A 21,133-nucleotide genomic window follows, 5' to 3' on the forward strand; every position below is an offset into this window, starting at 1 on the left:
TATCACTGCGAAGTTTTTGTTAACGACAAATTTTGAGCCGGATTTCCTTTTGGGGTATAAACAAACATATTGGCAAACTGTTTGCGCAATTATCCACAATCTGTGCAAAATAAATGCCCCCCTCCCGGCATTTAAAAATTAATTTTAGAGTACTCCGCATTACTAACTCATTCTATCATCTAAGAAAACTTGCCGTATGAAAAATCCAGTTAATACGGGTGGTCTTTCCTTCACCCGTCATTTTACCCAGGAAGGTGTGAGTCCTTACGATCAGTTTACCTATGAATTGCGTTCGTCTGTGATACGTAATCCCGGTGGAGACGTAGTGTTTGAAATGAACAGCGTGGAAGTGCCGGCCTCGTGGTCGCAAATTGCTACGGATATCCTGGCGCAGAAGTATTTCCGGAAGGCGGGTGTCCCTCAGCCGGATGGGAGCTCGGGGCGGGAAACGTCGGTAAAACAGGTGGTTCACCGGATGACTAATTGCTGGAGGGCCTGGGGATTGAAATACGGTTATTTTGCCAGTGAAAAGGATGCCGCTATATTTTATGAAGAGTTGAGCTATAGCATGCTCAACCAGTCATGTGTACCTAATTCTCCCCAATGGTTTAATACCGGGTTATTTGAAAGTTACGGCATCAAGGGGAAGCCCCAGGGACATTTTTATGTGGAACAACATACAGGACAGCTGGAGAAATCAACTTCCGCTTATGAGCGACCTCAGCCACACGCTTGTTTTATCCTGAGTGTGAACGATGATTTGGTGAATGCAGGTGGAATTATGGACCTGTGGTTACGGGAAGCGCGGATATTCAAGTATGGATCCGGTGTGGGTACCAACTATTCACATATACGGGGAGAAGGAGAAAAGCTGAGTGGAGGCGGTACTTCCAGCGGATTAATGAGTTTTTTGAAGATAGGTGACCGGGCAGCCGGTGCTATTAAATCGGGCGGTACCACCCGGCGGGCAGCTAAAATGGTGTGTCTGGACCTGGATCATCCGGAAATTATGGACTTCGTAAACTGGAAGGTAGAGGAAGAAAAGAAAGTGGCCGCATTGATTGCAGCAGGCTATTCGTCTGATTATGAGGGAGATGCGTATAAAACAGTATCCGGCCAAAACTCGAATAACTCCGTTCGTGTCCCTAATTCATTTTTCCGGGCGCTGGAAGCAGATGCCGACTGGGATTTAAAAGCCCGAAGTAACGGAAAGACTGTGAAAACATTGAAATCCAAAGACTTATGGGGCCAAATTACTTATGCAGCCTGGCGTTGTGCGGATCCGGGTACTCAATATGACACTACTATTAATGAATGGCATACTTGTCCGCAGGGAGGACGCATTAATGCTTCCAATCCCTGTTCCGAATACATGTTCCTGGATAATACGGCCTGTAACCTGGCCTCTGTGAACCTGCGCCGCTTTTTTGATGAGCAGCATCAGCTTTTTGACGTTCCGGGATTTGAGTACACGGTGAGATTATGGACCGTGGTACTGGAAATATCTGTACTGATGGCGCAGTTCCCCTCAGAAGAGGTGGCGCAGCTCAGTTATGAATATCGTACGCTGGGATTGGGATACGCGAACCTGGGGTCTATGCTGATGGTAAGCGGTATTGCCTATGACAGCGAGGAAGCCCGGGGAATTGCAGGTGCTATATCTGCGATCATGACGGGTATTGCCTATAAAACATCGGCAGAAATGGCGGCTCACCTGGGGGCATTCCCGCGGTATGCCGAAAACCGGGAAGATATGTTGCGGGTAATGCGGAATCACCGCGCGGCGGCTTATGATGCCACAGATGCCTACGACGGACTGGAAATAAAACCAAAGGGAATAGATGCCCGTTATTGTGCCGATTACCTGCTGAAAGCGGCCACCAAAGCCTGGGATGAGGCCGTAAAATGGGGAGAACAATATGGCTACCGCAATGCGCAAGCCACGGTGATAGCGCCTACGGGCACTATAGGCCTGGTAATGGACTGTGATACGACGGGTGTAGAGCCTGATTTTGCGCTGGTGAAATTTAAAAAACTTTCAGGCGGGGGATATTTTAAGATCATTAACCAGTCTATCCCCGCGGCTTTACATACCCTGGGTTATTCTGACCATGAAATCAAGGCGATTGTAGATTATGCCAAAGGTAGCGGGAGCTTTGCCGGGGCACCTTATATTAATCATCAGTCATTAAGCGAGAAGGGTTTTATTGGAGAGGAACTGAAAAAACTGGATGCGGCGGTGGTTTCCTCTTTTGATATAGGCTTTGTATTTAATGTATATACCCTGGGAGAAGAGTGTTTACAGCGGTTAGGATTTACGCCGGCTAATTATTATAGCCTGGAATTCAGTTTGTTACACGAACTTGGGTTTACAGATGAACAGATCCAGGCTGGCAACGATTATGTATGTGGTACGATGACAGTGGAGGGAGCGCCTTATTTAAAGGATGCAGATTTGCCGGTATTTGACTGTGCTAACAAATGTGGAAAAAATGGGGAGCGGTATATTCACCCGCATGGGCATATCCGGATGATGGCGGCAGTACAGCCTTTCATTTCGGGAGCGATTTCAAAAACGATTAATCTTCCAAATGAGGCGGTGGTAGAAGAAATAGCAGATGCGTATAAGATGAGTTGGGAGTTGGGGTTGAAGGCTTGTGCTTTGTACCGGGATGGCAGTAAGCTGAGTCAGCCGTTGAGTAATAAAAGTGATAAGAAGAAAAAGCAGGAGGGCAGTAGTACGGAGCAGCCATCGGGACAGGGACTGGGTGAGTTAACGAATGATGAATTGTTGGGAGAAGTAAACCGTCGTATGCTGGCCAGCAGGGATACTACGTTGAAGCGTCAGTTGTCGCGGATTGTAGAGCGACAGGCGTTGCCATCCAAGCGGGGAGGCTTTACGCAGAAAGCGAATGTGGGTGGTCAGGTAATTTTTGTGCGTACGGGAGAATACAGTGATGGTACGTTGGGAGAGATATTTGTAGACCTGGCCAAGGAGGGATCCACTTTGCGCAGCCTGATGAATTGCTTTGCCATTGCGGTTTCTGTGGGATTACAATATGGCGTGCCGCTGGAGGAATTTGTAGACAAGTTTATATTTACACGTTTTGAGCCGGCGGGGATAGTGGATCATCCTAATATTAAATCTGCTACTTCTCTGATAGACTATATTTTCCGGGTGTTAGGATATGAATACCTGGGGCGTACAGACCTGGTGCATGTATTAGATGCGCCGGAAAATGCCGGAGAGGAAGGCGAACCAACGAATACACCTCCTGTTTCTTTCCGTGCCGGTGGCGGAGAAAAAATAACGTCCAGGTTGCCGAAAACCCAAGCTGTTGGCGCTTATCAGCCGGAAAACAATACGCAGGATTATATGAAAAGTATGCAAAGTGATGCGCCGGCATGTACTACCTGCGGGCATATTACGGTTCGTTCGGGAACCTGTTATAAATGCCTGAACTGCGGCACCAGCATGGGTTGTAGCTGATTGATGTTATAACTTCTTGTTAATGATATGTTATTGTGCCTCTAAAATTTCAAAGAAAAATAACATGCCTTTATCTTTGTATTCAAATAGGGTTTTCATAGGATAGTAACAAATTGAGGGCGCTTTTCTAGGCGCCCTTACTATTTTCTCAAAGCAGGCCCTTTTGTTAACTTCTATCATTATTTTTTGGGTTTTAGACCTCACCTCTATTTCTTTCTTTATTTTTTCTCATTTGAAATTTTTCTGAAAAAGCGGGTTTTATTGCGTGTTTTATAATAACGCGATAAAATATTTGATTTTTTCTAATATTTATTCTTTCTTCCCTGTCACGATATAATTTTATTATATTTGTTATTGTATTAATTTTTATTATGGTTACTGTCCTATGAAAAACCAAATATTCCTACACCGCATGACTCTTCATGCACTGTAAATGACTCTCGAAAGCAATGGTTCGTCCATTGCTTTTGTTTTTCCAGGGGTTTTTACGCATATTTTATAATCTACTAGAAATCTCAAAATATAATTGTATTTTTAGACTCGAAAATTTGACACCTTATGAAAAAGCTGTTGTTAATGCTGTTGGTTATCTTGGCCGCAGCCACATCAGCAAATGCCAGCACTGGTTTCAAGAACGGGGATAATAATGGAGATAAAAACGGTGACAACAACGATAACCGTAATAATTCCAAAAACACAAATAATACAAAGCCTGTACGGGTAGAAGAGTTTGTGTTAATGTTTCCGCGGGTAGAGACAGCAGAAAAAGTGGATGAAGCAGAGTTGGAAAAAGCTATTGTGGATTTATACAAGTGGTATTTACAAAACGAAACCAAATTAAATACAACCGACTTCCTGAAAGGAAGTGGTAAGGAGTTGGCGTTTCCATTTAAAGTGGATCCAAAGACCTTACAGCAATATTTTCTATTCATCAAAAAGAACTTCCCAGGTTTTGGCGAAGACGACCTATCCAACGTAAAACGCAACCGGAAGAAAGAAGCACCTGTTACTGTGCGTGATGAAATGGATAACCCTATGTCGATTTCAGTTAACAGATAAAATTCGTTTTGCCAGGCCAGCATGCATTTAGAGTTCAGTTATGACAAGGGAGAAGTGTTACATGCATTGCGCTATCATTTTACGCAAAGAGGAGAGATAAAAGTCTTCCGCAATACACTCATTATATTGCTATTAGCCACCCTGACAGGATTTTTCTTTAAGGTGGTAACGCCCGGGGCGCTTACCGGTATTGTGTTAATGGTACTGGTTTTAGGCTGGGTATTCTGGTATCTCCTACCCGTTTCCATCTATAATAAAGCTGCTACATTTAAGGATAGTATCCAACTGAAATATTCGGATGAGGGCATCCTGATCTCAACCGGGGGCAGTGATCATCAGCGGGCTATCAGCTGGAGTAATTTTTCCCAGGTAGTAGAAACGAAGAAATTCTTCTTTTTATACCGGGATAAAAAAACGTTCTTCCTCATTCCTACCAGTGCTTTTAAGACAGAAGAGGCATATAAGAAGTTTGCCGATGTGTTGAAGGAAAAATTCAACCACTATAAATAATCGCGTTTCCTGCTGAACATACGGGGATCATCCCGTAACGCCGGAAAAGGCTGATGCCAGCAGCCTTCTCCCTAAAAATCTATTGTCTGAAATACGCTGAAATGCAGGATATGGTTCATTGTTTTAGCACCGGAAGTTACCTGCACTAATTGATTCATATACCCGATATCTGCTTTTAATTTTGTAGTGAATTGATAGCCCAATGCGGCCAGGAAACGATTTTGGTCAAAAAGCAGGTTACTGATATCATTCCCCCAGAGGTTCAGAAAAATTTCGTCCTGGAGCGCTATATAGAAGGGTGTGCTTTCTTTTTTATGTTTAATCCCTAGTTGGGCGCGATTGAAATAGCGGAAGCGATTACCATATTTCCAGTCGCCGATTGCATCCGGGTGGCCGGGTTGGGAAGGTTGGGCTACCCAGCGTTGTTCCAGCCTTAGCCGGTGCGTCATATCTATTTTCTTCTCCTTATGAATATATTGTTCGAAGATACGTTGTTCCGGAAGCCAGGTATTGCTTACCCCGTTGTAGGTAGGAACGAAGGCATAGCCTAATAATATATGATCCTGTTTGGAGAGCGAATATTGTAACCCGCCACGCATCAGTAACTGGCCTTTGTTGCTGATACCATCTCTGATACGAAGTTGTACATCAAATGGGATGGCCCATTTGTTATTCAATTTAGCGGTGCCAAAATAAGTATACCAATGTTGGTAGGCGTGTGTAGTGCTTTGCGCAAACGTTAATTGAGCAATAGCCATTAAGGCTGCTGCCAGCAGTAGTTTCCTCATAAATGCCGAATATAGGTTGGGGTTAAAGATAGTTAATCGGGGTTAAAAAAAAGCGCCTGCAGATGCAGGCGCCGGCAGATTGTTGTTTAGCTATAGTTGATTGTTGTATCAGAATTTATTGTACCACAGTTTGGTGCCTTTGAAATCGCCGCCTATGGCAGTGGCAGCTGAATTGTAATTGGCCGTGTTCTGTGATTGTTCGGTAATGGGATAGGTTAAGCGGTATGGTACACCGTCTTTCACGCTATTGTCCAGTCCACCTGATTTAGGCGCCATAAATAATGGTGCTCCACCTGGTTTTTTGAATTTCAGCCTGGTTCTTTCAAACCATGCCTGGAATCCTTGTGGGTAGAGGGCCAGCCATTTCTGGGTGCCTATTACATTACGCCAGTCTGCAGCCACATAAGGCACTTTGGCGATATATGCATCGATCGCTGCATCTGTAATGGTAGACGCACTTGACGTAATGTCGCGCCACCAGGTCATAGATGCTTTGATACCATTTGTATAGTGGGTAGCAGCATCGCCTACATTCATGCCCCGGGCTGCGGCTTCGGCGAGGATGAACTCCACTTCCGCATAGCTCATGAGGATTCCTGGCATGGTAGCGCTATACACTTTTTTGCCGGGAGCTGAGTAATAGGTATCTCCTTTATGGTCCGGATCAGAAGTGGCCCATCCATAAGGTAATCCCCTGAATACGTTGCCATCTGCAGTAGGCCTTGCATATATTGGCAGGCGGGGATCATTCAGGCTATTCATATAATCCAGTAAGGTGGTACTTACCGCGAAATCGATGATAGGACGATCTACATCATTCTGCGGATACCTGTTGGGTACATCGGCCAGGTACTGGAATTGAGCTGACTGATCATTGGAACTGATGGCCTGTTGATAGTTGGCCTCAATGATGGCCTTTGCCTTTTGTGGATCGGCATCTGCCATCCGGATAGCCAGGCGCAACAGGAGTGAATGTCCCAGCCTTTTCCAGCTTTCAACATCCCCTTTATAGATAATATCTCCCGTATTAAAACTTGTCTGAGTGGCATCCAACACTTTTATCTGTGCCTGAAGGATATCTATCAGGGAATTATATACTGTTTTTGCATCATCATATGCAGGAGCGATGTTGGTAGTATTCTGGAAGGCCTGTGAATAAGGAATATTGCCGTAGGTATCTGCCAATATCTGAAAGATCCAGGCGCGCATAATGTGCGCGATGGCAGTTTGATTGGCTACGCCCGGCTCATTGAGCTTGGGCTTATTCATATTGATCAATGCATCGAGGTCGTGCAGCGATATCCTGTACAAGTTATTCCAGAAGGTACCATTGTTACCTTCATCCAGCTGGTACTGGCTATCTACCACCCTGGCATTGCCAGACCAGTATTGTGCGTAGTGCATGGCGATAAAGCCATTCTGCAAACCGCTGTACAACACGTCCATGGCTGATTTCTGGGCGCCGGTTAATAAGTATTGTGGCTGTGTGGTACTTGGTTTGGTGGGGTCCCGGTTCATATCATCCAGTTTTTTACAACCGGAGATGGCCAGGGAGACTGTCAGGAGTAATGCACCACTATATTTCAAAATCGTCTTAGTCATCTTCATAAAATTTAGAATGATACATTCAGGTTTATACCATAAGAGCGGAGGGAAGGCAATGCACCACCTTCAATCCCCTGGATATTGGAGGCGGAGTTGAGGATGTTGGATGGATCCACATTGGGTGCATTGGACTTGATCAACCACAGGTTACGACCATAAAGGGATACCCGTACGTTTTGTGCCCCGATTTTTTTATACCAGGATTCCGGCAGGTTATAACCCAGTTTGGCTTCTCTCAGGTAGATATAACTGGCATCATACAAATTGGCTGTACTGATGGCATTTCCTCCATTATACTGGAAGTGATCTTGTGCAGAGATATTGGTTTGATTAGGTTTCCCATCTGCAGTAACACCAGGTACGGTGATACCTGTTTCGCGAATGTTGTTGGCCACTGTGCTTTCCAGCAAACCTGATTTTTCTCCATACAGGTTGGTGTAAGAGAAGAACTTGCCACCATGTTGGAAGTCGACCAATGCCGAAAGATAGAAGCCTTTATAGGAGAAGGTATTGGTGATACCTCCTACATAATCCGGATAGGCGTTACCGATATTATGAATGGCGGAGGGCACATAACGACCTAGTGAGTCTACCACTTTTTGCCCGTTTAAGTAGGTGTAATCCGTACCGCGGAGCGTTCCCAACGGCTCTCCTACTTCCGCTACCACAGACACTTTCTGAGTACGGCGATCGGTACCAATTGTCAGAACAGGCAGAGAGGTGTTGTATTGCGGAATGTTGAGGTTCAGCAATTTGTTGCGATTGAACGCGATATTGGCATTAATATCCCAGCGGAAGCCACCCCTCAGGCGGATCGGGTTTAAGTTTAAGCCAATTTCCACCCCTTTGTTTTCCACACTACCTCCATTTACGTAGGCGCCCAGGTAGCCGCTTGGTGCGGAAATGGGCAGGGTGATGATCTGATCTTTGGTTACGCGTCTGTAGTAGGTAAGATCGAGCCCAACGCGATTATCCAGGAATTTCAGTTCCACACCGGTTTCTACTTCCGTAGTACGTTCTGGTTTCAATGCAATGTTGTTGTAAGTAGCATTGAACTGACCAATGGGATTACCGCCGAATGGAGGTATATAGTCGAACGTATTAAAGCTATGGTACGGATCGGCATCGTTACCTACTGCCGCGAGGCTACCTCTTAATTTACCGTATGACAGCCATTTCCATTCTTTCAGCAGATCGGAGAACACGAAGGACACGGAGGCAGATGGGTAAAAGTATTGGTTATTGCCTTTCTGCAGGGTGGAAGTCCAATCGCTGCGACCCGTGAGATCGAGGAACAGGAAGTTTTTATATCCCAGGTTAGCGGTAGCGAATACAGAGTTGATTTGTTTTTCGTAGTATTCATCTATTGGCGTAGCTGTTTGAATAGAGTTATTCAGGTTATAAATATCCTTGATAATGAAGCCTCCGTTGGTGACGCCACCGGTAGTAGTCCACAGCCTGTGCATCACGTTACCGCCCACTGTAGCATTTAACTGTAGGTCCGTTCCGAAATTCTTTTTGATATCGGCGGTTACCTGGTAGTTCATTTCGCGGGAAGTCCGGATGCGTTTGATGTAAGTACCTGGTATGTAGTCCTGCGCGGTTCTTTCTTCTTCGAGGGTATTGTAGTCGTCCATGAATACGCGGCCAGAGAAGCTCAACCATTTAGTGGCATCTATGTCTACACCTGCGTAGCCGTACAACCTGTTGCGGCTATCTGTTTCATAATCCATATAGCGGTTCCAGTATGGGCCATTGCTGGAGGAGATACGGGGATCATTCCAGGCTTTACGGTTCCAGGTAATCTGGGAGCCATCATCGTATTTGTATCTTTTTTCCTTTTCGATATCGAGTTGGCGCTGACCATACATAGTAAACTGCAAGGTTGGGTTGGGGCCGGTGAAACCGGTGCCCGGCCGACCTTTTACGCGGAGGGAGGTGTAATTAATGGAGGCGACAGCTCTTACTCCTTTCGTCACTTCATAGTTTCCGTTTACCGAGAGGTTATTCCGCTTGTTGGTGGCATTGGGCAGCACGAAGCTTTGGTCCATGTTGCCGTACGACAGGCGGAATCCACCTTTATCGTTGCTACCAGCGAGGGAGATATTATTGGTGAGGGTAAAGCCTGTTCTGTAGAAATCTTTTACGTTGTTTGAATGTGGAGACCAGGTATCTGTTTGTCCGAAGAACGGGTTGTTTTTGTTTTTATCCCACGACCAGTAGGGACGGATTTTACGGCCATCCAGTTTAGGGCCCCAGGATTCATCTACTGCATATTTTGGGAGAAGGTCGTATCTGCCTTTCCCGTTATTGTCGTCGTAAGTAGCACTTTGTTCATTCAGGAATCCTTCAGGGTGTTGGTTATAGTAAAGTGTATCGAAGCTACCCGCACTACCGCCACCATATTGGTTTTGGTATTTGGGAAGAACGGCTACCTGGTCAACCTGTGCATTGAGGCTGTAGGTAACGCCGATGCCTTTTTCGCTATCCGGGCGTTTTTTTGTAGTGACGAGGAGTACGCCATTAGCGCCGCGGCTACCGTATAATGCAGTAGCGGCTGCTCCTTTGAGTACGGATATATTTTCGATGTCTTCCGGATTAATGTCCTGGAGGGGACTACCATAGTCGTAGCCACCGCCGCCGTTTTGTTGTCCGCCCTGGTTGGTAACGCTGTTCATCATGGGTACACCATCGAGGATGAAGAAAGCATTGTTATCGCCGAGGATGGATTTAACCCCACGGATGGTAATTTTGCTGGAACCTCCCATGGAGCCGGTATTAGTACTGATTTGTACCCCTGGCACTTTACCGGAAAGCGCATTCACAAAGTTCACTTCTTTCGCTTCCTGTACAGCGTTTCCGCTCACTTCCTGTATGGCATAGCCTACGGAGCGGGGATTCTTTTTAATACCGAGGGCAGTAACCACCACTTCTCCTAACACTTTTTTGGTAGTGTTGGAAGGCACCATGTTGATATCCAGTGCGCCTCTTTTGGTAACGGGAATGGTTTGTTCGCCGAAGGTGGGAGCAGTTACCAGGATGGTATCGCCAACAGCAGCTCTGATTGTATAGTTCCCTGTAGGATCAGTTTGTGCATTCAGTTTTGCGGTTTTATTCCGAATTACTGCGCCGGGAATAGGAGTGCCTTTATCGTCTTTCACTGTTCCACTGAGCGGGAATTTGCCTACTTCACTTTTAGCGGTGGCCGGATCCGGCGGGAGGATTAATGCCGTATCCTCTTTAGGTTTGGCAGTGGGTTTTGTTGTATCAGTAGCGGGTTTCCTGGTGGTATCCTGTTTACTGGTATCTGCTGCAGCAGGTTTAATGACTACCGGAGTAGCGGTATCCTGTTTGGGTTTGGTACTGGTATCAGCAGAGGGCTTAATGACTACCGGAACGGTGGTATCAGCTGGTACTGATCTGGCTGTGAGGTACCCTTCGGGTTTTGCGTATGCGCTGCTGGAAGTATAGCAGAAAAGGGCATAGCACAGGCCCGACCAGGCTAGTACATGGCTTCTCATTGTATAATGAAAGATTTGGTTACAAACTTTTTCGACAGGATTCCTATGCTGTCTATTATTATATTGCTTATCCATCAATATAACAATACAATCAAAAGGGCTTCTACAATGGGTTGCAAGAGAAAAAAAAGTATTATTTCAGCGTTTTCCTCATTTCGTAGTGAGGGATTCCCACCTCTGTAAATTCTTCTCCACGGATTTCATAATTTAGCTTCAGATAGAAGCCTATGGCTTCTTTACGGGCATGCATGGTAAGGATAGTGAAGTTGTTGTTACGTGCATAGGTTTCTGCAAACATGATAATTTCACTGCCTGCTCCTTTACCCTGTAGGGCCGGCGAAACGGCCATCTGCCTGAGTTGTACGGTATCTTCGCTGATGGGTGTGAGGATGCAGCAGCCTGCCAGCATTTCTTTATCATTGACTGTAGTAAAGCCTGCAATAAAGATGTCATTTATTTCTTTTTGCAGCTGTTCATCTGAAAAGGTGAGCCCCAGCGGTTTGCGCAGTACTTCATTGCGAAGGTCGAGCATGGTGTGATAGTCGCAACTACCGTATTCGAGTATACGAAAATTCAACATATTTGCCTGGTGCGTTAGTGAACATTAAAGGTAGGCAATTGCCTTGTGAGCTGGATAAGTAAGTATTGAATGTAGTTCTGTAGCGGATTCAGGGATGTTGTGAATGGAAATAATCGATGATCAGCTGGCTTACTGACTTTACTTCCAGCATATCATCGTTGATGGTAAGTGCATTGGGATGCGTATCAGTGCACACCACCTTTTTTATGAGACCGCTTTTTTTAATCTTATCGAAGCCATTTCCGGCAAATATGCCATGGGTGGTGATCACACAGATTTCTTTGGCGCCGGCTTCGTGATAAGATTCAGCTGCATGAATGAGTGATCCCCCGGTACGGATCATATCGTCGTAGATGATGACCGTTTTACCTTTTACGTCGGCATTGATACCGGTAATGGCTGTTTCATCGCCGGAGATACGGCGTTTAAACACAAAGGCTGCTGGTACATGCAAGTCGTTAGCGAGTGATTCTACCCATTTAGCTCTGCCGGCATCTGTACTGGCCAATACAAAAGGCTGACCCGCTGCGAGTTCCAGGGCTGCCGTTTTTATCAGTTCTTTTGCATATAGATGAACGGGGCGAACATCGTTTTCGAAGTACCAGGTAATTCCATCTACGTGCAGATCTATCATTACAATCCTATTGCCGCGGGAAGTATTGGGAAGCGATGAAAACAGTACTGCGCGTGTTTTGGCTTTGACAATTTCCCCATATTTTACTGCCCGCTCCATGGTAGAGTATCCAAAGAAAGGGATGATAATAGTGAGGGAAAAAGCGCCCAACTGTACACAACCGCTGGCGAGGTCGTATAATTCCAGGGTTTCTTTGTCGTCGATAGTGCCACCTATTAAAATAACTTCCTTGTTACTGACATTACTCAAAATGCAGTGATAGTGTTCTCCATCGGGGAAATCGCGGATGTCTAGTACCCCGTTTTCCCAGGAAGGACCGGTAATATCAAGGATCCGGTTTTTTAAATACTGGTAGTGTTGTGTAGCAAAAACTATCTTCTGTGGCATGACATTTACCCGATAAATCTGTAATAATCGTAAAAATAAGTGATTGAAGGGATATTTATAACGTTGATAATTAATATTTTTGTTGGTTAGCACTAACATACGCCCTGTTTTTTAACTTTTCGTTTAGGGGTAGAGCATTAAATTTGAGAGATTAGCACATTCATGATTCGTATTACAGCATATATAGGAGCACTGTTTTTCTTCTTTTTCATTAGCATAGAGGGTACTGTCGCGCAGGTGAGGTTATCCGGTATGGTAGCAGATCAGGAAACCAAAACGGGATTGCCTTTTGTTACGATTGTTAACAAGAGGACCATGACCGGCGTACTCAGTAATGAAAACGGCCGGTTTTATATAGAGTCGTTACCAGGAGATACGCTGGAATTCTCTATGTTGAGCTATACTACCAAGCTACTGATTACGCCGGGCATGTCTTCCACTATGGATGTGTATATGCAAAAGCGCATGTTTGAGCTGCAAGGTGTAAATGTAACGGGTAAAGGGTATAAGAAAGATTCATTGGCCATGAGAGATGAGTATGGCCGCTATTTTAATTATCACAAACCTGGCGCGGTAGATGTATTGAAAACACTGCCTGCCAATCCTATTACAGCACTCACTTACCTGGTTCCCAGCAAGGCGCGTAAGCGGAAAGAACAATTCCATGAACAGTTGTTATACTGGGAAAAGGAAAAGTTTATAGACTACCGGTATTCCCCGGAGCTGGTAGGAAAAATGACCAAGCTGCAGAGTCCTGAACTGGATTCGTTTATGCATGAATTCAGGCCTGGATACCAGTTCCTCAACACCGCGTCGGATTATGACCTGCTCTTATATATCAAGCAATCTTTTGAGGAATACCAGAGAAAGAAACAGGATAAGAAAGAACCTTAAGAACAATAGCGCCGGGTGAAAACACCTGGCGCGTTTTTTTTCTTGTTAGTACGCATTGGGGTGTTATAAATCGTAGTCTGACGATTCGATTAATTTTTTCAGACTTTCCAGTGAAAAATAATGTTGTTGCCTGATATAGTCTCTTAACCCGGGATCTTTTTGAATGATCCGCTCCAGTACAGAAAAATCAGGCCAGTTGCTATTTAACTCTCCCAGGAATTTATGAAAGAGCGGCTCGTAAATAATAGCGATGTAAGCAACAATTTTTCTTTTTTCATTGAGGGTGAATACATCATATGGCTGGTGGGTAAATATCTCATTAGGCCTGTTATCATATAGTATGTTTGCATATTTATCCAGTGCATCGAGAAGCTGGTGGTCGTAGGCAGAAGTATGCCTGAAGATCCATTTCAGCAGTTCTTCTTTTATTTCCAATACACCCAATGCATTTTTAACGAAGATGACGTTACCTATTGTCGGCTTCCTTTCATCGTCCATATCGAAGTAATCGTTCATGACAAGATCATTGATTTTAGGTTCTTTTGTATAACCGAAAGAGGTGACGAGAGTTTTTAAAAGCAGGGAGTCTTCCTGGAGTAGATAAGCAAGATCAGGTTGGCTGTTGTTGAAGAGGTATTTGTTGAGCGCGACCAGCTTCGGATGCAGGTCCATTTTGTAGTGGCTCTTGTCTGTAAATATTATTATATCTCCAAGAAGTGGTACCCATGTAATAAATTTAAAGCCTCTTGAAATAAAGAAGTTGTCAATTGTGTAGTCAAATTCATCGGCACTCGAGTCGGTTTGGAAGACGGTGGTAAAATGGGGATGCAGTTTTATTTTTGAATTTGGAGTATGAAAGATGTTCCCGAAAATATCAGTTACCTTTTTATCAAAGAGTGTGTCTGTTAATGCCTGAAATCCTTTATCTGCAAGTCCTTTTGCAATAATGGGCATGGCAATATCTACATCTACTTCATTGTATGTGTATGTAGCAGGAACTCCATCTTCTGTTGCTTCGATATGATCCTGTAGTTCCATATGAGAGGAGATAGTATCAATATTCATGTCATATAAATTTTCAATTTTAGTAATAGTTGTACTGTCTGAGGCATTAATCAATGCACGTTTTGATTGATGTTGGCAACTGGCCATTAATACTATTAGCGCAATGATAAATTTGTTTAGAAGCCGTTTCATAGAAATAATTTTTTTCATCTCATGCCTAAGTGAAAATGATTCTGATGGACTTTGGTGGAAAGACCAGTTGTATATTCTATACCTTTTTTATACGCATAGTTTTTACTAAAATTCCATTTCTTGGCGATTGATAGGATATTTTCAAGTGTAGTAATGAATGTTCTTTCCGATCCGTGCGCCTTCATCGCCTCATTCCATAGCACTTCTCCCAGCTTATTAGAGCTTCCGGGATACCGGATGTCTATGTCATTCCCATCGATATGTCCTTTATGCCCGATATTTCTTTTATCAGCTGCGGAAATATCATTGAAGTATAGCTTGTCTTTATAACCGTTTTTAGGAAGCGAATAGAAGAAGCCGAATAGTGCCGCTGCTATTTCCGGGGCTATGTAGTTATCTCCGCCTTTGTCCCGCTGACCATACCGGCCCCAGTTAGGGCCGGTTTCGGGGAAGGGCAGCAAGTGACAGCGATTTTTTTCGAGTATATAAGTATGAGCCAGGTTGCGGGAAACGTATACATCATACTGGTATTTGTTGCTAACCGGGTTACGCCGGACCAGCTTGTAGGTGAACGTATCAGCATCGATACAGTAGCGGTTCGCCATTTCATCGCTGATGGTTTTATGACGGCATCTGCGAACATGGAATACCAGTGACGTAGCGTTATCGAAAGCATGTTGTTTTTCGCTATGATTGCTTTTGCCGTTAACAACGATTTCTTTGCCGACCTGTTGACTGACGGCGATTGTAGCGTTCCTGCTGCCATTGGCAATCAAGGGCAGCCCCTTTGACACCCAGAACGCCATGGCTGATAGGGTGGCAATTGTCATGTTGCTGGCTACGAGATCGGGATGGGCTATCACATCTGCTTGTTCCTTTATCGTGTAGGTGTTGGCATAGGCATATGCTTCTCTGCCAGTTATCTGTATCAGTCCTCGTCCCCTGAAGTTCCAGCCATCGCCGGCAATGGTATTGCCCAGTGATTTACCTTTAGCAGATCCGGGACCATAGGCATAATTAGCGATGTTCTCCATATTTTGTTGGCTAACGCCTGGATGAGCGGGTTTTTTCACCGGGCGCCCCCACTCCTTTGCCTTTTTGCGTCCTTCAGTGGTTTTGAAAGCGCGAAAGTTGCCGGGGAGGTCTTCCCAATACCAATTGAAATTTTCGCCTTCTTTTATTTTCAGACTGCCACCGCATTCAACGATGATCTGTGCGAAAAAGTGCGCTTTGTTCCAGCAGGAGTTCATTCCTGTCAATTGCATATACTTATTGTAGGTGTTTGCAACGGGCAGTAACAGGGCTTTACTGGCATTTGGGAATATTCTTTCCAGCTGTGCAGTGGTGATATTTTCTTCACAACGGGGGCATTCCAGCGACTCATCATCTCCCAATGCTTCTCCTACGACTACCGGAGCATTGGCGCGGGCAAATTTATTTAGTAACCCATGGAGGCCGTCGGATAGCTTTATGTGCTGGTAGTAACTAATGCTGCCGGGGTTTAACAGGTTGTTATCCGCTATTTCAGCGGGATACAGGTATTTATTGGTAGCGGATATTTTTACCGCAACGTAGAAACTGCGATAACACTGTTCCTCCAGGAATTTTCCTGTTTTTAGAGAAAGCGTGTTAATCAGTACATCACAGGTTTCGCTATCATTTACCCGGATTTCCTTACGGCAATGGCATATATCTTCTTCCTGGAACTTATTTTCCCATATTTCAAACAGCAGGGTTTCTTCCGAGAGATTGTTGGTTTGTATGTGTACCGTGATTTTCTCTCCGTATGGATACACCTTGTAAGCCGGTACATGATGGCTGTCGAAGAACTGTATAGATATTATTTCCCTCACATCTTTTATCTGGAGATATTTCCCCATTTCTGCTCCTCTTAACTGTCGCTGTTTTTGAGGGAACCAGTATTTTTTGTCATGGCAGTAAATAGTTTTCATACCTGTAAACTGTATGCCGTCTTCTGTTTGCGCTATGGCGAATAGTAAATTACTGGTATCCCATTGGAAGCCGGCCGCCGTAAGTATGGGCTTCAACTTTTTGGTATTGACGGATACTTTTAGCGTACCGGTATCATCGAATTTCACCTGTCCAATTTCCTTTACGTGGCAGATCCGGTTGGCTGGCGTACTTTGTAGCAGATGCAGGGTAACCGATTCGTTGCCTGCTTCGGGGCTGACAATGGTGATATAGATATTTTCCTGCCACCCTGCCCGTGGTTTATAGATATTTTGCTGATCAACAAAACACCAGCGGGTGACAGTAGCATATACTGCGTTTATTTCCAGTGTTTGTACTGATTGTTTTAACCGGGCACTAATCATAAACGCCCCCTCGTGAGATACAAATGCGTTTTCCTGTACATGGCGACCTGCACCATATGGTTGCCACATAATGGGACCATCAAGATTTTCGTCATAAGGTATTAATGTTTGTGCTGTTAGTGTATAGCGTTTACCTACTATCCAGTTGGTGTTGGAACCATTGATTTTTATTGCCTGAATTTCATTGTTTTTTACTTCGAAATACCTACGGACCTGTTGCGGTTTTGATGGAGGAAAGTCTATTAGTGCCGTTATACAGTATTTCCCCGGAATGGTAAAGTGGGTATGGCCATCAAGCATAATTGATGCACCTATACCCACTTGTTTACCATTTAAGTGCCATTGGGTGGCAGCTGCAGAAGAAGGCGACAGCTTAGCAGGGGACATCATGTCTGATGCCTGGAAACTAAGGGAGGTTCGGGGTCTAACGATATGGTTAACAAAGGGGTTAACAATAAATGGTACGGTTGGTTTTTGTTCTGGAAATAATGGCTTTGTAGTTTGCTGATCATTGAAGGATTGCGCCGTCATGGTAGCAGTGTTGGTAGTATCTGAAGGTATGGGCGTTATCATTTCCGTAGGATGACATGCAACGGTAGTTTCATCGGTATCTTTTGTCGTTGGGGATGGCGTTTGACCATGATGAGCAACACTAATACAGGGGGTACCGGCTACGGTGCAATATGCCTTGCTGTTTTCCGTGAGTATTTTGCCATCGCTGGCCAGTATTACATGGGGTAAAGTATCCCGCCATTGTGAAATGACCGGTACACAGGCGTTTTGCGTGAGACTGCAACGTCCGAATGTAGCCGGCATGAATGGGTTCCCCAGTTCTTTACTGCTGGCAACGGGCCTGGTGTTGCCGGAGTGGTCATTCATATATTCGTTAGTGTTCAGCACCTGGAGCTTACTGCAGGTAGTACCAAATTGGCACTGGCATACGGCTCCCTGTACTACAAAATGTTTGTCAGCCATCTTATAGTTTTACAAGTGTATGATAGGTGAAAGCGTTACGCTTCCCGTGTTTGTGTTGGAGTAGTGTTTTTGATAAACCTTATCCCGGTTTGTTTTCCGTGGATAACAATAGATTTGATGGCATAAAGCGTCACTGGTCCTTTGGAATTCCAGTGGATGCTTCTGCAGTTTTCCGTGTATCTTTTACAGATAATAGACAGTTTTCCTGTGGAATTGTTATTCATATGGTTAATGTTTTAGTGTATGATCGATTTCTCTGCACTTTTAATAGTGACGGTTTTCCCTGATGAAATATGTATGTCTTCTTTAGTGCTATGGATGTTTATTTCTTCTGCATTCTTTTCCATTTCCCGGGCTTGTACATGGATGTTTTCCCGGGCTATTTTGACAATGTTCGTGGCGGTTAAGCGGTAGTCGTTGAGCGCATATTGGTTGATGCCATCGCCGGCTGTATGGAGGATGTTCATGCCAGCGGTATGATGCTGGTGTATGCCGGCATTTATATCAATATTTTCGGTAGCCTGTATCCCAATGTTGCGGGCTGTGATTTTTATGCTTTCGGGAGCAGACAGGGAGATGCTTTGGGCCTTTGTATTCATGATGAGGGTGTTACCACCTTTGTCGGATATGATGATATTTTCGTTACCATCGGTGTCATCCAATCGTATAATATGGCCACTACGGGTTTTAATTATTTTTATGTTGTTTTGGTCGTCTCCTTCATTTGTTTTGGCAGCTCCATTATAGGCGCATCCTGTGGCATATGGCGCCTCTGGATTTCCTCCTTCGAAGTCTACCCATACCTCTTCATTTATTTCAGGGATAAAATAAAATCCTTTATTGACGCCACCATGGGGTTGATGGAACCTGATCCATGGTGTACCGCCTTTCTGCCAGTTGAATCTTACGCGTATCCTTCCCAGCCCTTTAGGATCGTTGTTGTCGATTACCACTGCACTTTGCGCCTCACAGAGGGGCATGTTGATCGGCTTTCTGAGAGCGGGATTCAGATCGGCGGGAATGCCTTCAAAAGCGTTGTAATAATCCCCATTTCCATTGCAATGGTGCTCAATGGCCGTCAATAGGAATTCGCCATATTCTTCCCTGCTGAGTAAGGTTTCCTGTATGCTGACGGTATCGCCCAGCCGAAGCCCTGTATTGGTGCTGGCACCGTTGAGGAGTACCATTTGGGAAAGAAATCGTTGCTGATATTGTTGCGTAAGCAAAGAGAGCTCCATGGCCGCATGGCTGCTGAAGGCAAACGGGATATTATAGGTAGCCGTATGATGGTAAAACTTTTTACTCAAGGCATGGAGGTGCCGGGTATAATTATTGGAACTTTGAACGGGTTGCTGCAATACCTCCGACGCTATGACCTGCGGACGCCTGTATTCATAGGCTTGTAGCAACTGGTTGCCTGGTAGGATTTTGCAATTGATCTGAAATGACGCCAGGTCTGTTTGGTGCGTGAGATCTGTTTTTTGAGATCTGTATTTCCCAAATATAATTTGTTGCCCATTGTAGAAGAAGTGTTCTCCATATCGCTGCGAAATACGATGGAGAAAGTCAAACCCGGTCTCTTTGTATTGTACCACATATTTCAACGTGTGGGTAAAGACGGGATTTACCAGGCATTCAGCAGAAAAGGGGTAACAGTTTTTGATAATGGTGTTAACAATGGATGATAAGGCCAGCTGCTCGAATGATTGGGTGTGTGGATTACCTGATAGAAAGATGGTGGGGCTATTGCCCTGTAATATACAGCCGCCGGTATTTCCGCTCTGCTCTTTACCTGCACTGATATTGGTGATAACGCCATTAAACAGCAAGGGGTTGAATTTTCCTGCCGGTTCAACAGGCTGGATGCATATACTCACTTCCTTTCCAAGTAAGTATTTTCCAGCTGTCACCGGATTGGAACCATAAACCGACAGCCAGTCGTATCCAATACCTAATTCAAATTCATGATGTTTTTCCATGGATTGTTTCAAGTGCAGAAACTGAAATTGTCTGAGTTTCATTTTGTCTATAGATATGGTAGTTACCGTATTTAGCCTCATGGCGTGGGGTTTGAAGTTTTTCAGGAAGGTTTTTGGCGGGGTTAACCTTGGTAGGTTATAAATCGGGTTGAAAATTATGTAATAAATTTGAATTGAGAAAAAATAATTAAGAATCCTACCTAAAAAAATTATTTTAAAAACTGTATTTATTTCAATGACGTTTTGTTGCCGTCTTTTAAATTCCCGTATCGTATTGTATTTGGAGGTGCATTGGTATTGGTATGGAGTTGTATAAATATTTTTATCGAACATAATTTTTTATTGAAAAAAAATTAACTTTGGATAAATATTCTGAGAGCGATTCTCTTCATTTGTTGTGATAAACCAAAATCAAGTAAGCAAATCTGTTATCGCAACGTGCTTCCATCTGTTAGTAAATGTAATTGGTAAAGGCTGATTTGTGCTGTAATTAAGGCTTTAGCGCAATTTAGTTTTGATGCTATTGGATGCTGACTAATGTCAGGATCCCAGTGGCAGGCTGATTATTTTTCTAATACTTAGGAGGCTGTACTGGCAATAAGGAAATTAAGATGACCAAGGGAAAGAAGTTATTGACTAGATGAGCATTGAATACATTCGGGGAGCTGTAGCAAACAAAACATGTTATCTCATACGGTTTGTAAACTCAAGCGTAGCTGAACATCCAGTTGGTCTTGGGTAAGGGATACACTATGACTATATATTCGTATAACAATACGCTTTCCTGGCGGGATAGGCGTCATCGTTATATGGAGAACTGGTTAGGTATCACCAGGCCTGTGGCCTAGAGGGACAGCTATGATTGTTGGTTAGCATAACCGACCTGGGAAGCTATGCCTCCGCTATAATGTAAGCTGTCCTACAGATAGCCGTTTGCGTTATAGCCGGCGGGGAAAGGTATGTCCACAGCCTAATGGAGGAGGTTATAGGAGGTTTCATTGGTGTTGCAACCAGTGAGGATAGCTATTGATGTATGTTGATGCCGGTTGCATTATCGGCACGGGAGTCTATGTCCGTAGCGTAATAGAGCATGTATACGAGGTGCCGTCGGCTCGGGAGGCGATGAGGAGAACCTGCGCTGGCTGTATAATCAATATGGTAAGCTGCGTTAGTCCTTA

13 protein-coding genes are annotated in these 21,133 nt (G+C 44.4%); 4 read left to right on the top strand and 9 right to left on the bottom strand.

What is annotated here, in order from left to right; translation table 11 throughout:
- The first annotated feature begins 196 nt into the window (after positions 1 to 196).
- The 3 genes from HGH91_RS11910 to HGH91_RS11920 all read left to right on the top strand — a co-directional run bounded on the left by HGH91_RS11910 (position 197) and on the right by HGH91_RS11920 (position 5,059).
- Positions 197 to 3,490, top strand: coding sequence for a vitamin B12-dependent ribonucleotide reductase (locus HGH91_RS11910; protein WP_168738647.1), 3,294 nt, complete (start codon positions 197 to 199; stop codon positions 3,488 to 3,490).
- A gap of 558 nt (positions 3,491 to 4,048) precedes the next feature.
- A complete protein-coding gene (locus HGH91_RS11915; protein WP_168738648.1) occupies positions 4,049 to 4,549 on the top strand; it encodes a hypothetical protein in 501 nt (166 codons plus the stop codon).
- A 21-nt stretch (positions 4,550 to 4,570) separates the two neighbouring features.
- Entirely contained in the window at positions 4,571 to 5,059 is a 489-nt protein-coding gene (locus HGH91_RS11920; RefSeq protein ID WP_168738649.1) for a YcxB family protein, read from the top strand.
- 71 nt (positions 5,060 to 5,130) lie between these two features.
- On the opposite strand, the gene HGH91_RS11925 is transcribed toward HGH91_RS11920, so the two are convergent.
- The 5 genes from HGH91_RS11925 to prs all read right to left on the bottom strand — a co-directional run bounded on the left by HGH91_RS11925 (position 5,131) and on the right by prs (position 12,574).
- Positions 5,131 to 5,847, bottom strand: a complete 717-nt coding sequence (locus tag HGH91_RS11925) for a DUF2490 domain-containing protein (protein WP_168738650.1) — start codon at positions 5,845 to 5,847, stop codon at positions 5,131 to 5,133.
- 108 nt (positions 5,848 to 5,955) lie between these two features.
- Positions 5,956 to 7,449, bottom strand: coding sequence for a SusD/RagB family nutrient-binding outer membrane lipoprotein (locus tag HGH91_RS11930; protein WP_168738651.1), 1,494 nt, complete (start codon positions 7,447 to 7,449; stop codon positions 5,956 to 5,958).
- Between the two features lie 11 nt (positions 7,450 to 7,460).
- Positions 7,461 to 10,973: a SusC/RagA family TonB-linked outer membrane protein gene (locus HGH91_RS11935; RefSeq protein WP_168738652.1), complete on the bottom strand. Its 3,513-nt coding sequence runs from the start codon at positions 10,971 to 10,973 to the stop codon at positions 7,461 to 7,463.
- A 133-nt stretch (positions 10,974 to 11,106) separates the two neighbouring features.
- Positions 11,107 to 11,553: a GNAT family N-acetyltransferase gene (locus HGH91_RS11940; protein WP_168738653.1), complete on the bottom strand. Its 447-nt coding sequence runs from the start codon at positions 11,551 to 11,553 to the stop codon at positions 11,107 to 11,109.
- 88 nt (positions 11,554 to 11,641) lie between these two features.
- Positions 11,642 to 12,574, bottom strand: a complete 933-nt coding sequence (prs, locus tag HGH91_RS11945; protein ID WP_168738654.1) for a ribose-phosphate diphosphokinase — start codon at positions 12,572 to 12,574, stop codon at positions 11,642 to 11,644.
- Between the two features lie 162 nt (positions 12,575 to 12,736).
- Between prs and HGH91_RS11950 the strand changes: the two genes are divergently transcribed.
- Entirely contained in the window at positions 12,737 to 13,468 is a 732-nt protein-coding gene (locus HGH91_RS11950; RefSeq protein ID WP_168738655.1) for a carboxypeptidase-like regulatory domain-containing protein, read from the top strand.
- Positions 13,469 to 13,531: 63 nt separating this feature from the next.
- On the opposite strand, the gene HGH91_RS11955 is transcribed toward HGH91_RS11950, so the two are convergent.
- From HGH91_RS11955 to HGH91_RS11970, 4 genes are all read right to left on the bottom strand, one after another.
- Complete coding sequence (locus HGH91_RS11955) at positions 13,532 to 14,533, bottom strand: hypothetical protein (RefSeq protein ID WP_168738656.1); 1,002 nt, start codon at positions 14,531 to 14,533, stop codon at positions 13,532 to 13,534.
- 146 nt (positions 14,534 to 14,679) lie between these two features.
- On the bottom strand, positions 14,680 to 17,976 hold the full coding sequence (locus tag HGH91_RS11960) for a PAAR-like protein (protein ID WP_168738657.1): 3,297 nt from the start codon (positions 17,974 to 17,976) through the stop codon (positions 14,680 to 14,682).
- Positions 17,977 to 18,011: 35 nt separating this feature from the next.
- Positions 18,012 to 18,200 carry a hypothetical protein gene (locus HGH91_RS11965; RefSeq protein ID WP_168738658.1) on the bottom strand — a complete coding sequence of 63 codons (189 nt, stop codon included), beginning with the start codon at positions 18,198 to 18,200 and terminating at the stop codon, positions 18,012 to 18,014.
- A 12-nt stretch (positions 18,201 to 18,212) separates the two neighbouring features.
- Positions 18,213 to 20,036, bottom strand: a complete 1,824-nt coding sequence (locus HGH91_RS11970; RefSeq protein WP_211092267.1) for a type VI secretion system Vgr family protein — start codon at positions 20,034 to 20,036, stop codon at positions 18,213 to 18,215.
- Positions 20,037 to 21,133 lie beyond the last annotated feature (1,097 nt).

This window comes from Chitinophaga eiseniae (genome assembly GCF_012641265.1).
Taxonomy (GTDB): domain Bacteria; phylum Bacteroidota; class Bacteroidia; order Chitinophagales; family Chitinophagaceae; genus Chitinophaga; species Chitinophaga eiseniae_A.

Bases quoted from the DNA above. Each gene is read 5' to 3' on its own strand.
- HGH91_RS11910 (WP_168738647.1), top strand. From the start codon at position 197: ATGAAAAATCCAGTTAATACGGGTGGTCTTTCCTTCACCCGTCATTTT.
- HGH91_RS11915 (WP_168738648.1), top strand. From the start codon at position 4,049: ATGAAAAAGCTGTTGTTAATGCTGTTGGTTATCTTGGCCGCAGCCACA.
- HGH91_RS11920 (WP_168738649.1), top strand. From the start codon at position 4,571: ATGCATTTAGAGTTCAGTTATGACAAGGGAGAAGTGTTACATGCATTG.
- HGH91_RS11925 (WP_168738650.1), bottom strand. From the start codon at position 5,847: ATGAGGAAACTACTGCTGGCAGCAGCCTTAATGGCTATTGCTCAATTA.
- HGH91_RS11930 (WP_168738651.1), bottom strand. From the start codon at position 7,449: ATGACTAAGACGATTTTGAAATATAGTGGTGCATTACTCCTGACAGTC.
- HGH91_RS11935 (WP_168738652.1), bottom strand. From the start codon at position 10,973: ATGAGAAGCCATGTACTAGCCTGGTCGGGCCTGTGCTATGCCCTTTTC.
- HGH91_RS11940 (WP_168738653.1), bottom strand. From the start codon at position 11,553: ATGTTGAATTTTCGTATACTCGAATACGGTAGTTGCGACTATCACACC.
- prs (WP_168738654.1), bottom strand. From the start codon at position 12,574: ATGCCACAGAAGATAGTTTTTGCTACACAACACTACCAGTATTTAAAA.
- HGH91_RS11950 (WP_168738655.1), top strand. From the start codon at position 12,737: ATGATTCGTATTACAGCATATATAGGAGCACTGTTTTTCTTCTTTTTC.
- HGH91_RS11955 (WP_168738656.1), bottom strand. From the start codon at position 14,533: ATGAATATTGATACTATCTCCTCTCATATGGAACTACAGGATCATATC.
- HGH91_RS11960 (WP_168738657.1), bottom strand. From the start codon at position 17,976: ATGGCTGACAAACATTTTGTAGTACAGGGAGCCGTATGCCAGTGCCAA.
- HGH91_RS11965 (WP_168738658.1), bottom strand. From the start codon at position 18,200: ATGAATAACAATTCCACAGGAAAACTGTCTATTATCTGTAAAAGATAC.
- HGH91_RS11970 (WP_211092267.1), bottom strand. From the start codon at position 20,036: ATGAGGCTAAATACGGTAACTACCATATCTATAGACAAAATGAAACTC.